Genomic DNA, 15,338 nt, shown 5'->3' with positions numbered 1-15,338 from the left:
ATGCTCTGAAACGCGGATACAAGATGTCGTACGAGCCGGGCTGGAGTCAACCACAATATGTCTCAATGAACTAAGCGAACAGTGTGCCTTGTTGCGAACGCGGCATGGTGCGCATCGTGTGGGCGATAGCTTGACAATCGCGGATCAATCATTTATCTCACTGACATCAGTGAGAAGGATGAGTCGTGAAGTTAGGAATGCAACAATATGCCGTAGACGGTGTGCTTGCAGGAGCGACCTTGGGTCAACAGGTGTTCATGAAACTCCTCGATGACTGCAAGGTGGCTCCGCCAACTCCGTCAGTCTTGCTGGTGGATTTCGTAGAAGTTGAATTGGCTACCGCAAGCTTTCTTCGCGAAAGCGTCTTCGCTTTGAAGGATCACATGCGTGCTCGGAGTTCCAATTGGTATCCGGTTTTTGCAAATGTCATGCCGGAAGTTGAAGAGGAGTTCGCCGTCTTAACTGAAGCAAGGCGCGACGCTGTCATTCTTTGCAACTGTAATGCCGCCGAAACCATTTCATGCCCTCGTTTGTTTGGCGACCTTGATCCGAAGCATGCTCGTACTTTCGAGTTTGTTGCAAAGGAAGGTGAGGCCGACGCGGGAAGCTTAGCCGTCACATATGGCGCGCAAGAAGAATTAGAAAAACCTACTGCCTGGAACAATCGACTTAAGTCGTTGGTAGAGCGCGGCGTACTTATGGAAATTACAAAGGGGAGGGCGAAAACATATCGTCCTGCATGGTGATAAATGGGCACGAACCTTCAAAAAAGAGCACAAAAGACCTTCACGAAACACGTCGACAACGCGATGAAAGAAGTTTCGACAGCCGACCTTTTTGATGAAACACCTGAGGCTTGCCCGAGGCAGTTCGTCGCCGAACCAAAGCAAAACGCGGATCTCTGTGCTGGCGACACGGTCAATATTGAAATGGATGGTACGACGTTACTCGGAACCCAAGGATCTGACACTGTTTTTCGCGTTGAAACCCCGCCGCCCGACGTGGTGTCGCACATAGTGAGTAACAGTGGCATCGCCGAGGCGAACATATCAAAGGTGAATCCGCTTTCGGGGACTGTCGAGGTGAATCTGTGTTGATGAACGGATTTGGTGCCAAAAAGCTAGAACTTCCTTCGATCAAAAAGCTAACACACGACCCGGACAGGTGGGAGATAAGTATCTTCTGTAACGATTGTGCGGACTTCGAAAGATGCGGTGGTATTGCGACGCAACTTGGCGGGCATTGTTACATGCATTGTTGCGGCGGAAAGGAGGGTTGCCAGACCGTCTGTCGAAACAATCCTGAGTTTGTTGCCCAGACGCGAGAGATCGCGGGTTTTGACCTGGCAAACGTACCAAGAACGAAACCCCTTAAACAGCAATCACTGGCTGGAACCGCACCACTTCTTGCCCACAGAAAAATTCGAAGATCGAATGTCTCGTCTGAAATCGTCGCTGTCAAACTTCGAGAAATAGTCCAGCTCAAATCAGGACAGCTGCGCTACCATAGCTATGCGGAACTCGCAGAGGCAATGAGGTTCTATCCAGGAACAAAGGTTATTGTGACCGGAATTGAACAGGACAAGTGGGTGGAACCGTGGTGGAGTTTGGGTCGCGAAAAGCGCCGAGAGCTACTCCGTGAGCTTGCTTGCCTCGGAATTTCTCTTGTCACGCCTCCCAATTTCAGCCTGTTCTGTGATCAACCAAGGCCAAGTGATTTTAGCGCCATGAAGCGCATTGCTCTCGTGCAGTCAGAATTCTTAGAGGCAGGGATCCCGTGTGCACTGCATCCCCATATAGTTACTGCCACTGATTCTGAACGCTGGGTTGAGTTCGTATCAAAGAGGCCTGAGATACAAACAATCGCTTACGAGTTCACAACCGGCGCAGGACGAAGTTCGGTTAGACGTCGACATATTGATCATCTAATCAGTCTAGCTAAATCGATTGACAGACCACTCGATCTAGTCTTGCGTGGCGATCAAAAGCTTTTACCAGAGCTTGCAGCTCATTACCGAAACACCGTCTATATCGATACTAATGCGTTCATGAAAACTATGCACCGGAAGTTCGCGATCCGCACGTCGAATCTCGGCCTGGGTTGGAAATCGGTCAAGACGCCGGACGAAATTAGTATCGATTCCCTTCTTCAGCACAACATACTAGAAGTGGCAGCGCGTTCACGAATACTCACCAACAGCACCTTTTGAGTTAGCAATAGATGCGTCCAAATGAGCTTTCACTGGATTTCGCGCTGCTAGACGACCTAGCCCTAGGCGTTGAGCGCTCTCGAATAAAGGTCTCTGACATAGGCCAAGTCAGGGTACACCGCATGGGTGCCTTTATTGAAACAGCCTTTACTGCGCTGAGCTGGAAAGATCCAATATGGGCAAGCTTAGATTGGTTGGTTGCCGACAAATTTGACGAGGTTCTGGCTGACCTGAAGTCTCAAAGAACACAGGAACAGAGAACGGGAATCACGACAGGTTGGATCTGCGGAGACCAACTTGACGACGAAACTCAATGGACTGGTTTTCTGATACGGGTTTCTTCTGTGTGCAAGTCTGGAGGTTTCGGCAAACGAACGAAGAATGCAATCATGGCTACCTTCAGCGAATTTCGTTCCAACATTCTTGAGCATGCTGGAGAGACCAAAGGTGCAATAGCTGCCTTTCACCTTGGTGAGAAAGGTCTGGAAATCGTAGTCGCAGATCAGGGTCGAGGTGCGCTAGCGAGCATGCGCAACTCTAAAAAGTTCAGGAATTTGGATGACGCGGGGCGAGCGCTGAAACTCATCGTCACAGATGGTGTTTCGCGGTACGACAATCCTGAACGTGGGCATGGATTCACTCATCTCTTTCAGGGTTTGGCAAACCGGTTCAATCACATTCGGCTGCGTTCAGGCGATCACGCATTAGAAGTATTCAGACCGCATGGTGAAACACCCCTGGAAAGGATTTCACAAAAGGCGGAAATCTCTGGTTTGCTGGTCTATGCGTTCTTTAACACAGACCTATGAGACTGCTGTTCCTAGTTGGGAAAACTGTTTGCGAGCCTGGTCCTTGGGGTCTTTGTTTGAAGATGACTCTGGGGCTCGTCCCTTTACTTTGCAAAGTCGGTTTTCTGCGCATCATAAACCTGGCTTTTGACTCGGCGCTGTAAACGGCGATTACATAATTTTAAACGTCGGCTTTTTCACTTCCACAAAGGAACCATCGCGGACGCAGCGAATGGCCGGTATCCGCCCTTCAGGCTGAGCGATGGGTCCAGGAAAGCCAGTTTTTTGGCGCCGCCCGATTGCGGAGATCTCGCCTGGGGCGGATCTAGCGACTGCCACTCATTTGCCCCCAACCTTGTCCCAGAATGCCGACTTTCTTAAGTGGTCGCGCCGCAAGTGGTTGACATAGGTTGCGTGATCTATGTGGGGCGCAAAAGACGCGATACGGTCGGCCAAGTTTTTACATTCCTGTAAATGACGAGCCGCATGGCGATAGCGTTTTGACCGCGCTGCCTGGAGCGTGAAATCTATCATGGCGCGTCTTAGCAGGGTCGCCGCCAACGGGTCACGAGCGTCCAGCGCATCAGCCGCTGGGCTCAGAAGTTCGTAGTAATCTCCATCGATTGCCCCGGCGCGCGCGCGGACCAACTTTGCCGCATGATCCAGCGAATTCCAGAGGATCAGGAATTGCAGCGCCATATGGACATCGGGAAATCCGATTACGTGTCGCATTGCACGCTCTTCCGCCTCGACATCCTCAAAATCCGGAAGCTGTTTCAGATAGGCACGTAAATGATCCAACGACAGGCTTTGAGTAAAACATTGCCAGCGAAAGCTCTGTGCCTCATCCTGTCGCCCCATGGCGTTCAGTATGCCAATGCGCGTTTCCTCCCAGTCGTATTCATCGCGGTCGCCACCACCCGGATCAGCAGCGTTGATCGCTGCCCAGGCCTCATCCACCCGGCCAGCCTTCAGCAGGCGGTGCGCGATCTGCGCGGCGATCTGGGGAACTTTGCGCGCCCGGGAGTTGTGTTGTGCAATGTACCCATCCACGTCACCTTCGGCATCTGCGATCTGCTCCAGGGCATGACGCAGAACATAAATGTCAGGTCCATCCACCCCAGGCGCACTGATCCGTGACTTCAGATGACGCAACCCGCTCGGCCCCAGAGTCGGAGCCAGACCCGAAATCAGAGCCGGGTAATGCCCATAGTCGTCATCGCTCAGCGCCTCCGCCAGCCTGTCTGCCAGTTCTACCGGATCTGGTGCGGCGGATTCTGCCAGATCAATCAGATCCTCACAGGCGGTGTGAAAGACACCCTGCACCCGACCGGTGCTGTCGTCACATCTCTCATAAATCCCATTGGCCAGGGCGACGAACTGCCAGATCAGATCCCAGGCGATCTTTGGATCCTTCCGTCCGACCTGTTCCACGATGGCGCGGCGCTGGCCGTCAAGATCAGCTGCAAATGCATTGCGGCCCTGCCAGTCTATGAAAGCCTGAGATCCGGCGAGGGTCGTCAGGCGCTTGCGAATCTCGACCGCGGCCTGGGCCGGCCCGTCTTCCCCCGCCAACTCGAGACGCAGCCGCCGTTTGGCGCTGGCATTGCCCTTGGTTATCTCAAGCAGGAGCGCGGCCAACCGATCCGCGCCAAGCGCCGCCAGGTTCTTCGCGTTCAGAGGCTTCTTTGCCATATGTCGTGATCCCAGTCTTCAGAACAGTCTCAGCCATCAAAATCAGGAGCCATCACGCAACGCCCCCCTGCCCTCTCCAGAAATCCTGTAGCAGCGACCAAAGGCTCTGTCATGGGCAATACCAGAGCTGCACTCTAAAAAAACCGGGGACATCCCAGTACATCTATGGGGCATACTGATCACTGGACAATCTTCCTGACCTAAACACCAACTTAGCAAAGTTGGAGTTTATCCCTTCGCCAAAGCATAAGCACCGGCAAGGAAGGCGTTCTTCAAATAGACGGGCAGCTTCTCAGGATATTTTTCGACGTCTTTCTTAGCAAAGTGAGAGAGTGCCACCGGATTGACGAACGTAGTGTGACATCCCTCGACGAGTTGAATCAGAGTTTCGATTTTGAAAGATACCGCTCCACCTGCCATACGACCTTTCTTGGCGCGGGTTTTGATCACAAAGGTATCTATTTCGTGTTCTCGGGAAAACTCTTGAAGATCCGACAAGAAGGAATGGAGATCGGCCTGTGATGTGTCATCTTCGAGCTCTATTCGTGTGGTCTTCAGTCGGAGCATCTTCAAGCTGTCTTCATCATTCAAGTAGACCACGGCTAGCCGAACCTCCTTCGCCGAAATCTCACATCCGCAAACTTTCATGTGTTACTCCCTCAGGTGACAATTCCACATTAACACTCCTTCTGACTTGAACATCCAAGTCCTTGTACCTGTGTCCTGCCGACAATAGTTGGTCATCTTTGACGACATTGAATGAAGAGCTTTGGGAGAAGCCGGTACCTGCAGCCTATCGCATTAAAAACATTCAAGATGTGTTTGGACGGGCTTATCATCACGACGCTTCACATCTCCTCTCGGACATTGCATTAAGCGTTGGTTGATTGCCGGGGAAAGAACAGCGCTCGCCGACCGCCACGCGGTCTGCGGTGCCTAATTGAAAGTGCCGGGCCAGGGTAAGCGGGCTTGCCCTGGCCATCCCATCTCCCTTCTACTTCTCGCTTCAACGGAGAGCCGATGCCTTTCTTCCATGGTAATGACCGCCGTGCTCCGACAAATGATATTGTGCGCAGCATTGTGGTCTGCCGACGTTTGTTTTCTGAAGCAGTAGTAGAAAAAGGGCGTTTTGCGGGTGTTGATTGCGGACTCTACTCTCTGCTTTCAACCGAAAGAGGCTCAAATCGGATTAGCTTCAGCATATTTCCGGAAATACGCGAGAAATGCACGGTCAGGGTCTTTGGGTGGCTCCATTCTCGCTGACCATTCACGCCATTGGCCTTCAATATAATAGATATCATACCCGGGATGGCGCAGACGCGCGGTCTCGTAGGTTTCGGTCTTTAAGGCATCACCACTTTTTTCTAGCCAGGCCGGGCGCGGCTTGACGGTAGGAGCAACAGGCACTTGAACATTTTCTTTTTGCCCTTGAGCTTTAACCTTACGTCCGACGGAGGAAAACTTTAGAGCGCGTTCAGCGGCCCCCTGCCCTTCTCCGTCCTTTTTCCACCAGCGCAATTCGACGTGGGTTACGCGGCGTCCGGTCTTAATCGGATCGATTGCCACCATGTAGTCCGATAGCGCGTTGACCTCAGCCATTGCTGGCTCGATCGCGCGCAGTTTAAGGTTGCTCCAATTAGTTAACTTACCCTTAGGCACACCCAGAATTCCACGTAGATCGTCGACAGAAAACTTCTCGGATGAACGCCAGCGTAAATTCCCGCGTTTCTGCACGATCTCATAAAGAGTTAGTGCATATTTCGAACTCAGCGCGAACATGATCTCGCGCTGTAAACGGGCAAAAACCGTCGAATTGGAAATAATTTTGCGCAGCCGCGCCGGGATTTCGTATTCAATTAGTCCGTCGCTTCGCACCATCTCCACGTTCCCACCCAACAACTGAACCCGCTCGACCGCGGGTTCGCCATCCCATTCAACTTCCACTTTCACGATGGCGGACATCAACCGCTCAATTGACTCCCCTACCCGGTCGTTAGAGTTATGCGACCCGCGCAGCATAGATTTCTGGATCACATGGCTGACGGGCTTGTCGATCGCATCCCACGCGTTCTCCAAAAGCTGATTATAAATCCGCCGATCATTCAGCGTCAGCGGCGTGACTTCAATCACATCCACCAGTTCACCAGGCTTAATCAGGCTCTCAGAATTTGGACGTGCGTCCAAAGTGCGATATGGTTTTTTTGACATGTTCTGCCCAACACCTAATTCTTACTTTTGTATGGCGTATGATGTAAGTATAGACAGCACCCTTGCCCCGGTCCAGCACCCAATCTGTAATTTTTCGAATCGGAACTGAGTTTCGAGTGATTCGAAAGGACTCTCACAAACCCCAATAAAACAAGGGTTTTTCGAATCACTCAAGCTATCCCCAAAAGTAGGATTTAGACCCGTCCCGATATGTAAGTTCTAAGCATCCAATACGTATGGCAAAGCACCCCGATCCGTATGAGTTTGCGCCCGATATGTAAGGGAATTAGTACTCAAGCTATTGATATTAATGATAATATACTAGTATGAACAATTGAATCCATGAATCTTGAACAAGATTGTTTATTTTATTTGGATATTGGGGGATTGGTACCTAGTGGCTATGTGGAACATCAATTTTATCCGCTTCGCCCATTCTGCGTTAAGATAGTGTTACCAAAGCCCCACGTTTGGTCCAAATTTCCGTTCCTGTAGCACTTTCCTCGGAATTTCCGTTTTTTTAGGCAATCGGCTTCAAATACCGCACTTGAGCCGATTCACCAAACCGGGCATGATTCAAAAAAGGCAGATTTCTACAGGACAAAAAAACCATGACCACTTCCCCTTTACCCCCAGTTGGGCTGGATGAGATTGAGCAACTATCTGATCGAGCCAGTACTGTGATGGAGCGATTGCGTGACCGGGTATTCTCCCCCGGCACTGAAAAAACGCTAAACTTGAATTTCAACGTTCGTTCTGCCGCCGAAATGGTAGGTCGGTCGGAAAAGCTGATCCGCGACGCGGAGGCGGACGGCCGCTTGCCAGAGCCAGAAAAAGACCCTGTCACGGGGAGAAGGACCGGGTACTCGCTGTCTGACATAAATCGGATGCGGGAAGTGTTCGGCACCTTACCCTATCGCACGGCAGATGATCCGACACTGGTTTTATCAGTTCAGTCATTCAAAGGTGGCGTTGGAAAATCGACAGTTACAACCCATCTTGCCCAATTCCTGGCACTCAAGGGATATCGAGTTTGCGTCATCGATTGCGACAGCCAAGCCTCAACGACTTCAATCTTTGGCCTTAACCCTGACATTGACGTCGATGAGACCGAAGATACGCTCTACCCATTCTTTCAGCATGGCGGTCCGCAGACACTTCATTATGCACTGCGCGCTACCTATTGGCCAGGCATTGCGTTAATCCCTGCAAACCTTGGCCTATACGACGCCGAGTATGAGTTCGCAGCACGGATGGCCAGGGATCAAGTTTTCGTGCTGGATCGTTTGCGCGATGGGATCAACACCATTGCGGATCAGTTCGACGTCATTCTTCTGGACCCGCCACCTGCGTTGGGGATGATTTCTCTTTCAGTGTTACGTGCAGCGAACGCGATGGTGATCCCTGCCCCGCCGAACAATATCGACTTCGGATCCACTGCACATTTTCTCAAAATGATGGGCGCTACGTTGAGCGAGTTGGCGCAACATGGCGGTGCTCGTGACTATGCATTTGTCAAGATTCTCGCAACCAAGATGAATGATAACAAATCTGCCCACGCAGCAATCAAGCGAATGATGGACGCGGTGTTTCCACAAGACATGTTGGCAACTGTTCTGAAGGACAGTGCCGAGATTGATAATGCTACAGCGAACTTAAGCACCGTGTACGAGATCACGGGACCTGCGGCCAGGACAGAGACCCATAAACGCTGCCGAGCCTATCTGGATGCGGTGGGACGTGAGGTTGAGGTTTTAATGCGCAAAACTTGGCCCAGCCACCATGGAGCATTGCGCAAGGAGGGCGTGCTATGAGCAAGAAACATGACGCAATTTTCGATGACGTGCTAAGCGGTCTCGATAGCGGTCCTGCTCCCAAAGCAGAACGCGCCGGTGCTCGATTTCTAAATCGCTCAAACAGGGTGGCTGAACGGGCATCGGGAGATGTCGAGGAGAAGTCTCTGAGATGGGTCGATCCCGAGGAATGCCGTATGTGGAAACGACATAACCGCGCCTATGAGCTACTGACTGAAGACAATTGCCGGGATCTGATCGACGGTATCCGTAGCCAGGGTCGACAGGAGTTTCCGGCTATCGTACGCAAGACAAGCGATCCGGACCAACCGTATGAGGTAATCTGCGGTGCTCGGCGGCATTTCGCGATCAAATGGCTACGTGCCAATAACTATCCTCAGTTTCGCTATCTGGTAGATTTACGGGAACTGACGGATGAGGAAGCGTTCCGGCTTGGTGATATCGAAAATCGGGATCGGGAGGATATCTCTGACTATGAACGTGCCAGAGACTATTCGGACGCTGTGACTCGCTACTATGGCGGCAAGCAAAAGGCGATGGCAGCAAGGCTGGAGGTCAGTGAGGCCTGGCTTTCACGTTATCTGCAATTGTCCAAACTGCCGGATGAAATCGTTGCAGCGTTCCCGTCCATCCGAGAGATCAAGGAATTGCACGCCCGTACCCTAAAACCATTTCTGGGCCGACCCGAAGATCGCGAGAAGCTGTTGGAAACAGCAAAGCAGATGGCAGCGGATGGCGTCGGCCGCGATGGCGTACAAGTTATGAATGTGTTCAAGGCAGCATTGAAGCCCCCAGTTTCGAAGAAAACTAGTCCGATGGTTTTCCAATCTTCACCTGAAAAGCCTGCGGTGACCTGTATGCACAAAGGTAAAAAGATCGTGCTAGAGTTCCCAGCGGACGCCAGCCAGGATGATCTGCATGAGGCTCTGACTGCCTTCATGCTTAGTCACTTTGCTGTAAAAGACGATTGATTTCCCCCGTTGATTCTGGAAATTGCCAATTGGCAATTTCCGACCAAAGTTGACCAAGTTGAAAAATTGCCAATTGGCAATTTTTGGCAACTAATCGCCAAGGTGCCGTTTCAAATGCTTGCATTGGTCCTATCTCGTCGATTTATTCGACACGAACTTCTGCTACCAATGCAGGTCTAAGAGCTTCGGTTGTTAGAAAGTCTTCCACCCGCAATTGATCCAAAAGTTGTTGAATCGACAACAATCTGAACCTTGCCGTGCGCAGACAGGCAGATTGATTGATTGCGCTTCATTCCACTACTTTACTCAAGCTCACACGGAACCAATAACTTCCAAATGAAATTCGCTATGTAGCACAGTGTCGGCTTGTATGTCGGTAGATCAGTTACTCTAGAAAACCTGTCGTGGGACTATCGGAGATCTCGAAATCGTCGTAATAGCGCCACACCTGTGCCAGCGAGCGGTACAGCGACATGCTCATGGTGGCCTGGATCGGGGCTTCATCGAGCGCGGCTTAGGATAGGAACCGGATTGCAACCCGTGCGGCGAGGCGAAACCTGTGGGATCTGGCCCAACCGTGTGGTCTTTGTTTCCAGCAGCGACAGCCAGATTAGGCCAATGTCGTGGTATTCCTTCAGCGACACATCTTCTCGAAACAGCTCGGCGATCAACGAACGCCGCCGGTTACCCGAGGCCCAGCCCAGTACAGGATTGCCCGGTCACAGGGTTTCTTGCACGTTCCGCGGCAGGTGGCCGTCTGTTGTTCGAGAAAATCGCGGGTGATCGGACGGGCGGATTTCGGGGCAGGGAGGTCGGTCCTGCGTTAGGACTCAACGAATGTGGAAGGGCGATGGTTAACCCAGCCACGGCCGTGGGCACGTTTTTGCTCTGTCAGGCCGGCCTGCAGGCTATTCCGGTCATTGACGTCATGGAGCCTCAACGTTGCCGTATTCCCGAGGGCAACATCTCTGGTATTGCCCACAATCTCGACATTTATGATATCCAGATACGACAACTTCAACTCGATGGTTTTGGCCTGACCGCAGGGTAAAATTGTATGATTCACATAGAGCGCGGCGTTTAGCACAATTGTCTCCCGTCATAAGATTGATTGGGGTCCACAGACTCGATCCGAGTTATTCACGTTCATCTGGCGTCAGCTCAGAGTTAATAGAGAGATCACACTTCCCTGCAGTGATTGGGGTGCTGAGCGAGGGCGAGCCGAGATACATGAGGCCTCTTTCCTGATACTGAATGTCAAGTTTCTTTCTGCATTGCTCCGACTAGGAGAGACCAATTTGTGAGGTCCCGGTGAGCCAAAAGACCAGCTTAATCAAGCTAACGGTTGTGGAAGCTTCAACTGTTGAACCGGAGTCTCCGTTGGCATATATTGCCAATCAGGAGGCTTAAGCCATGGTAACCCGCAATGTCGTACTTACAGAAACGCAGGATCAACTGGTGCAGGACCTGGTTGCGTCCGGTCGCTATCAGAACGCCAGTGAAGCGTTGCGCGCCGGTCTTCGTCTTCTGGAGCGGGAAGAGGCGGGACTGGTGTCTCTCAGACAAGGCCTGCAGGAGGGCGTAGCCCAGGCTCAGGCAGGAGATCTGGCAGAAGGCGGCGGTACGGATGCGATCCGTCGTGCCTTTGTAAGGGCACGAACCAAAGCGTGACCAAACCCTTTCGACTGACACGCCGTGCTGAAGCCAGCCTGGTGGAAATTGCCCGATGGACCATCGACAAGTTTGGACGGCATCAAGCCGATCTTTATGAACAAGAACTGATAGCGCGCTGTCAGGCCATCACGGAGGGCAGGGCGGCCAGCCGCAGCTGTTCTATATTGGTAGAGGAGGCAGCTGATCTCAGATATGTACGGGCGGGAGAGCACTTCCTAGTCTACCTGGATCAGCCGGACGCGGTGATCATTGTTGATATCCTGCATTCCCGCTGCGACCTGCCGCGACATGTTTCCGCGCTGGCCACGTTAACGGATGCGACAGGAAACAAGACATAGGCACAGCAGCCGGAGTTTCCCTCAAGCTGGGAATTCTTTAAGTAGGCAGTATGTGCTCACCCCAATAGATCAGTCGCCGGGTTTTCGGCGACATCGACGTCATCGTAGTATTTCTGCGCCTGTGCCATCGAGCGGTGCAGGGACAGGCGCATGGCGGCCTGGATTGGGGCACCGTCGAGCGCAGCCTGGGTCAGGAAGCCTGAGCGCAACCCGTGCGGCGAGGCGAACCCGTCCGGCAGGCCCGCCAGTGTCAGCCGGTGCCGGACGATCTGATAGATCGCATCCGGCGACAGGCGACGTTTCAGCACCCGGTCGGCTTTGGAGATCGGGCGGAACAGGGGGCCGTCCGCGATCTTTCCAACCTCGATCCAATGTTTCAGCGCCTGCGCCGCACGGCCCTTGAGCACCAAACGTGGCGTCTCACCCTTGGCCGTGGTTTTGGTCTCCAGCAACGACAGCCAGATGAGGCCTTTGTCGCCGAATTCCTTGAGCGACACATCCTCGCGCCTCAGCCCGGTCAGTTCCGACCGGCGCCGCCCACCCGACGCCCAGCCCAGCATCAGGATGGCCCGGTCTCGGCAATCGCGGCGCGTGCCGCGGCAGGTGGCGAGCAATTGCTCGAGCACATCGCGGGTGATCGGATGGGCGGATTTCGGGGCCGGGGGCCGGGCGGCAGCGCGGCGGGCTTTGGACCGAGCCTGTTTGACTTGCGGTGTGCCAAAAGGGCTGGAGAGGTTCTTCATCCGATGAAAGGCGAGCCACGAGGCGATGCGCCGGTCCAGCGTCGACGGGGCAGGGCAGGCCAGCGATTTGCGCAATCCCTGCGCGATCTGCGCCTCGGCCGCCTGACGCGCGATGTCTTCCTCGGGCGCATCGCCAAGATCGCGGGCGTGATCGAGCAGGAACGCCAGGGCGGTGGCCTCGGATTCCGGCCAGTCCAGCGCCGCCCCGAACCGCGCCGCCTTCCACGCCGTGATGTAGAGCAAGTCCCGCTCATAGGCCCGCAGCGTATTGGCCGGCGTGCCCCGGATATAGAGATCGGTCAGGGCCTCCTGATCCGCAGTGGAGAGGGCGGGGGAGGGGCCGGGCAGATAGGGTTGGGGCGTCGTCATGGGCGCTATTCTGGGCCGGTTTCGCAGGGAAATCAATTATACATGATAAGGGGTACTTATCGGATGTGATAGTGAGTTTGGAAAGCGACAAATGTAACGAGCAAAACAACCTGATTATGAGCGCAATTCAGTCAGATGGGCAGTTTTTTAGTATAATGACCTGCACCCCGATACCCGCTCACTCATAGGGAGAGTTTACTGAGAAACTGGCTCCGATGATCGGCATCGATGCGCCGTATTCCAAGACGCCCGCCAAAACATGGGGGCAAAAGCGGCGGGGCTTCGGTTTTGCTCATCCTCGAAAGGCTGGAAGATATCTGCAATCCCGGTGCCCATCTCAGACGGCTTGCACGGAAGGCGCGGGCAGGGCGATTTTCTTGTGAACCGATGCTCAGGGCTCTGGTCAGTAGGGCAAATACTCATGGTTGTCAGATCACAAATTAAAAAAGTTATATAAAAAATAGTGTTGGCAAGAATCCTGCTGACAATCAGGGACCAAATAGTCAAGTAACAGCCAAGGATTCACTCTGAATGATCGACGGGAAACGGAATGGCTGGCAAGGTGGAGGCAATGGAGAGATACTTTGCAATCGACATGCCGTTTTGGCAGTTTGCACGGAACACGCTGATCGTCAGCTGTCTTGCCCTGGCACCATTGTTGCTGGCCTTCGTTCTGCGTACGCCGGGCTTTGCGACGCACCTTCTGAACGGCGGTCCCGCGTTGGGCCGGTTTCTGCGCCAGGTGGTGACGAACGGGCTGCCTGTCGTGTTCGCTGTGAACTATCTCAGCTTTTTTCTTTTTGCCGTCGGGGTAAGGGCGCGGGGCAAGGGGGCCATCCCGGTCCGGTATCTGTTGATCGATTTGCAACTTCGGGCTGCCCTGTTCATCGTGCTGCATGCGCTGATTTACGCGTTATCGGCTGATTGGTTCGGATCTTTTGGTGGTGACCGCGCAGTGGCGTTGCGGGTGGTTGGGCCAACGCTGGTGCGCTCCGCGTATTTCGAGAACATCTCGGGCGTTTATCTGTACGCTACGCTGGTCGGTGCGCTGCCGCTGTACCTATCAATCGTGCAAAGCCAAATCACCCATGGTACGGGATTTCCGGCCCAACTGGCACGCCGCGTACCCGGGCGGGGCGGACCTGTGATTTTTGCTCTGCTACTGATTGCGGTGTCAGTGGTTGTTCTGACCGCCGCGGCGGCGCTGATTATCCGGTTACAGTCGGTTTAGGGCTGAACGGTCAGAACGCCTTGCGGATCTCGAATGAGACCGCGTATTCGCGTTCAAGCTGAGGTCCATCCAAATCTTGATACACTGGGATCACGCCCTCGATGCCCAGGCGTGTGCCCGCCAAAGCCCCCGATCTCGGCACAAGGTAATTCACTCCGATCCCGATGCTGAGAAACTGGCCGCCGCGCAGAGTCGGGTCGGCGGTGGGCACCATGTCTGGATTCAGGCGCCCGTCAACGCCGTCAATATTTTCGACGATGTCGCCGACCAATCGCAACGAGGAGCTGAACCGGTCATTCCAGCGCCGTGCACCCCAGACCGTTGCCGAATAGACATTGCCCAAGGTATAACCCGCATCGTTCTCACCCATCCGGATCATGGCACCCAGCTGACCACCCCACGACCAATCCGCGTTCTGGCTCGTGTAGGTGACGCCCGGCAGCAGGTCGTAGGTGCCAGACCCCAGTTGCATGGGGTAGGGCAGCAGCTGGTCCGGCCCGGCCGGCGTGGTGTCGGTCTCATCTATCGAGCCCGTCGGAAGACTTAGGCCAAGAGACAGTTCCAGCACCTGCCCGTCGGATTTGTAGATATCATATCCACCGATGATCTTAAGATCACCGAACCCCTGTGCCCTGGTCTTGAATGTCTGGCCCAAGCGGGTCTGGTGCTTCATCGTCTTGTGGGCATAGGGCAGCATCGCCATCACTGAGATGTCCTCGGTAACACCGTACATCAGACCGACCATCGCCATGTTCATGCTCATGCTGAGCGGCGCGATCGGATACTGCGCCAGCACGCCCGAAGTAGGCAGCGACCGCGTTCCGGTGCGGTTACCGTCCATCTCCATGTTCATGTACGAGAACACCGGCATCAAAACACCCTCGGGCGGGTGCATGCCGCCGACGACACCCGTGGGCGGCATCGCATCGGGGCGCATCATTGCGGACATGTTGCCGGAGGCTTGCGGGTTCATTGCCACGTTGTCAGCCGGTGGCGTATCCGTGTGGGCCATTGCGGTGGAGGCCAGGCTCAGCCCCCCGGCCAGTATTACGGCCTGGATGTGCTGCCACCCGCACAAAATCTCGGTGTTGTTCCGTGTCATGATGCCCTCATTTTCGTTCGTTTTCTAATCCCGCACATTGAAAGCAGCTTGTTCGGTACGTCCATCTGTGTGGTCGGAATGCTGGCGGTCTCCAGCGCTGGAAGGTCAAGACCGCCGAACAAAATCGCGATCGTCCGGGTGGGTGCGGCAATACTGCGCTTGACCCTCCAGCGCTGGATTGTCGGACAAGGCCGCA

General features: G+C 53.9%; 16 protein-coding genes. 11 read left to right on the top strand and 5 right to left on the bottom strand.

Annotated elements, in window-relative coordinates; translation table 11 throughout:
• The first annotated feature begins 197 nt into the window (after nucleotides 1–197).
• The 4 genes from DHN12_RS23360 to DHN12_RS23345 all read left to right on the top strand — a co-directional run bounded on the left by DHN12_RS23360 (nucleotide 198) and on the right by DHN12_RS23345 (nucleotide 3,018).
• Nucleotides 198–746 carry a hypothetical protein gene (locus DHN12_RS23360; protein ID WP_108862340.1) on the top strand — a complete coding sequence of 183 codons (549 nt, stop codon included), beginning with the start codon at nucleotides 198–200 and terminating at the stop codon, nucleotides 744–746.
• Between the two features lie 3 nt (nucleotides 747–749).
• Nucleotides 750–1,097 carry a hypothetical protein gene (locus DHN12_RS23355; RefSeq protein ID WP_108862339.1) on the top strand — a complete coding sequence of 116 codons (348 nt, stop codon included), beginning with the start codon at nucleotides 750–752 and terminating at the stop codon, nucleotides 1,095–1,097.
• Complete coding sequence (locus tag DHN12_RS23350; RefSeq protein ID WP_108862338.1) at nucleotides 1,097–2,209, top strand: hypothetical protein; 1,113 nt, start codon at nucleotides 1,097–1,099, stop codon at nucleotides 2,207–2,209. The genes DHN12_RS23355 and DHN12_RS23350 overlap by 1 nt, the downstream gene beginning before the upstream one ends.
• A 122-nt stretch (nucleotides 2,210–2,331) precedes the next feature.
• Nucleotides 2,332–3,018, top strand: a complete 687-nt coding sequence (locus DHN12_RS23345) for a hypothetical protein (protein ID WP_108862337.1) — start codon at nucleotides 2,332–2,334, stop codon at nucleotides 3,016–3,018.
• Between the two features lie 318 nt (nucleotides 3,019–3,336).
• Here DHN12_RS23345 and DHN12_RS23340 read toward each other — a convergent pair whose 3' ends face one another.
• From DHN12_RS23340 to DHN12_RS23330, 3 genes are all read right to left on the bottom strand, one after another.
• Nucleotides 3,337–4,692 carry a DUF6880 family protein gene (locus DHN12_RS23340; RefSeq protein WP_108862336.1) on the bottom strand — a complete coding sequence of 452 codons (1,356 nt, stop codon included), beginning with the start codon at nucleotides 4,690–4,692 and terminating at the stop codon, nucleotides 3,337–3,339.
• A gap of 228 nt (nucleotides 4,693–4,920) precedes the next feature.
• On the bottom strand, nucleotides 4,921–5,340 hold the full coding sequence (locus DHN12_RS23335; RefSeq protein WP_108862335.1) for a DUF3010 family protein: 420 nt from the start codon (nucleotides 5,338–5,340) through the stop codon (nucleotides 4,921–4,923).
• Between the two features lie 531 nt (nucleotides 5,341–5,871).
• Entirely contained in the window at nucleotides 5,872–6,900 is a 1,029-nt protein-coding gene (locus DHN12_RS23330; RefSeq protein WP_108862334.1) for a replication initiation protein, read from the bottom strand.
• Between the two features lie 611 nt (nucleotides 6,901–7,511).
• Between DHN12_RS23330 and DHN12_RS23325 the strand changes: the two genes are divergently transcribed.
• The 5 genes from DHN12_RS23325 (at nucleotide 7,512) to DHN12_RS23305 (ending at nucleotide 11,697) form a co-directional block, all read left to right on the top strand.
• Nucleotides 7,512–8,714, top strand: a complete 1,203-nt coding sequence (locus tag DHN12_RS23325) for an AAA family ATPase (protein WP_108862333.1) — start codon at nucleotides 7,512–7,514, stop codon at nucleotides 8,712–8,714.
• Nucleotides 8,711–9,685 carry a ParB/RepB/Spo0J family partition protein gene (locus DHN12_RS23320; protein WP_108862332.1) on the top strand — a complete coding sequence of 325 codons (975 nt, stop codon included), beginning with the start codon at nucleotides 8,711–8,713 and terminating at the stop codon, nucleotides 9,683–9,685. The genes DHN12_RS23325 and DHN12_RS23320 overlap by 4 nt, the downstream gene beginning before the upstream one ends.
• Before the next feature lie 760 nt (nucleotides 9,686–10,445).
• A complete protein-coding gene (locus tag DHN12_RS23315; RefSeq protein WP_159090205.1) occupies nucleotides 10,446–10,736 on the top strand; it encodes a hypothetical protein in 291 nt (96 codons plus the stop codon).
• Nucleotides 10,737–11,098: 362 nt separating this feature from the next.
• The gene (locus tag DHN12_RS23310; protein ID WP_108862330.1) at nucleotides 11,099–11,356 is read left to right on the top strand and encodes a type II toxin-antitoxin system ParD family antitoxin; all 258 of its coding nucleotides are present in this window, start codon (nucleotides 11,099–11,101) and stop codon (nucleotides 11,354–11,356) included.
• Nucleotides 11,353–11,697 carry a type II toxin-antitoxin system RelE/ParE family toxin gene (locus DHN12_RS23305; RefSeq protein ID WP_108862329.1) on the top strand — a complete coding sequence of 115 codons (345 nt, stop codon included), beginning with the start codon at nucleotides 11,353–11,355 and terminating at the stop codon, nucleotides 11,695–11,697. Before DHN12_RS23310 ends, DHN12_RS23305 begins: the two co-directional genes overlap by 4 nt.
• 56 nt (nucleotides 11,698–11,753) lie before the next feature.
• Here DHN12_RS23305 and DHN12_RS23300 read toward each other — a convergent pair whose 3' ends face one another.
• Nucleotides 11,754–12,809: a tyrosine-type recombinase/integrase gene (locus DHN12_RS23300; protein WP_108862328.1), complete on the bottom strand. Its 1,056-nt coding sequence runs from the start codon at nucleotides 12,807–12,809 to the stop codon at nucleotides 11,754–11,756.
• Nucleotides 12,810–13,037: 228 nt separating this feature from the next.
• Between DHN12_RS23300 and repC the strand changes: the two genes are divergently transcribed.
• Nucleotides 13,038–13,253 (top strand): replication initiation protein RepC, encoded by a 216-nt coding sequence (gene repC / locus DHN12_RS25290; RefSeq protein ID WP_108862327.1) that lies wholly within the window; start codon nucleotides 13,038–13,040, stop codon nucleotides 13,251–13,253.
• Nucleotides 13,254–13,359: 106 nt separating this feature from the next.
• Entirely contained in the window at nucleotides 13,360–14,040 is a 681-nt protein-coding gene (locus tag DHN12_RS23290) for a hypothetical protein (protein WP_234416768.1), read from the top strand.
• Between the two features lie 10 nt (nucleotides 14,041–14,050).
• Here DHN12_RS23290 and DHN12_RS23285 read toward each other — a convergent pair whose 3' ends face one another.
• On the bottom strand, nucleotides 14,051–15,142 hold the full coding sequence (locus DHN12_RS23285) for a transporter (protein ID WP_108862326.1): 1,092 nt from the start codon (nucleotides 15,140–15,142) through the stop codon (nucleotides 14,051–14,053).
• Between the last annotated feature and the right edge of the window lie 196 nt (nucleotides 15,143–15,338).

This window comes from Ruegeria sp. Alg231-54, assembly GCF_900143525.1.
GTDB lineage: Bacteria > Pseudomonadota > Alphaproteobacteria > Rhodobacterales > Rhodobacteraceae > Ruegeria.
Note: the sequence above shows the minus strand (reverse complement) of the source record. Positions and strands in the feature narration are given on the sequence as shown.

What these genes read in the sequence shown, in the direction of transcription:
- DHN12_RS23325 (WP_108862333.1), top strand. Translation starts at nt 7,512, where the DNA reads ATGACCACTTCCCCTTTACCCCCAGTTGGGCTGGATGAGATTGAGCAA.
- DHN12_RS23310 (WP_108862330.1), top strand. Translation starts at nt 11,099, where the DNA reads ATGGTAACCCGCAATGTCGTACTTACAGAAACGCAGGATCAACTGGTG.
- DHN12_RS23290 (WP_234416768.1), top strand. Translation starts at nt 13,360, where the DNA reads ATGGCTGGCAAGGTGGAGGCAATGGAGAGATACTTTGCAATCGACATG.
- DHN12_RS23350 (WP_108862338.1), top strand. Translation starts at nt 1,097, where the DNA reads ATGAACGGATTTGGTGCCAAAAAGCTAGAACTTCCTTCGATCAAAAAG.
- DHN12_RS23285 (WP_108862326.1), bottom strand. Translation starts at nt 15,142, where the DNA reads ATGACACGGAACAACACCGAGATTTTGTGCGGGTGGCAGCACATCCAG.
- DHN12_RS23335 (WP_108862335.1), bottom strand. Translation starts at nt 5,340, where the DNA reads ATGAAAGTTTGCGGATGTGAGATTTCGGCGAAGGAGGTTCGGCTAGCC.
- DHN12_RS23345 (WP_108862337.1), top strand. Translation starts at nt 2,332, where the DNA reads ATGGGTGCCTTTATTGAAACAGCCTTTACTGCGCTGAGCTGGAAAGAT.
- DHN12_RS23320 (WP_108862332.1), top strand. Translation starts at nt 8,711, where the DNA reads ATGAGCAAGAAACATGACGCAATTTTCGATGACGTGCTAAGCGGTCTC.
- DHN12_RS23340 (WP_108862336.1), bottom strand. Translation starts at nt 4,692, where the DNA reads ATGGCAAAGAAGCCTCTGAACGCGAAGAACCTGGCGGCGCTTGGCGCG.
- DHN12_RS23355 (WP_108862339.1), top strand. Translation starts at nt 750, where the DNA reads ATGGGCACGAACCTTCAAAAAAGAGCACAAAAGACCTTCACGAAACAC.
- repC (WP_108862327.1), top strand. Translation starts at nt 13,038, where the DNA reads ATGCGCCGTATTCCAAGACGCCCGCCAAAACATGGGGGCAAAAGCGGC.
- DHN12_RS23360 (WP_108862340.1), top strand. Translation starts at nt 198, where the DNA reads ATGCAACAATATGCCGTAGACGGTGTGCTTGCAGGAGCGACCTTGGGT.
- DHN12_RS23330 (WP_108862334.1), bottom strand. Translation starts at nt 6,900, where the DNA reads ATGTCAAAAAAACCATATCGCACTTTGGACGCACGTCCAAATTCTGAG.
- DHN12_RS23300 (WP_108862328.1), bottom strand. Translation starts at nt 12,809, where the DNA reads ATGACGACGCCCCAACCCTATCTGCCCGGCCCCTCCCCCGCCCTCTCC.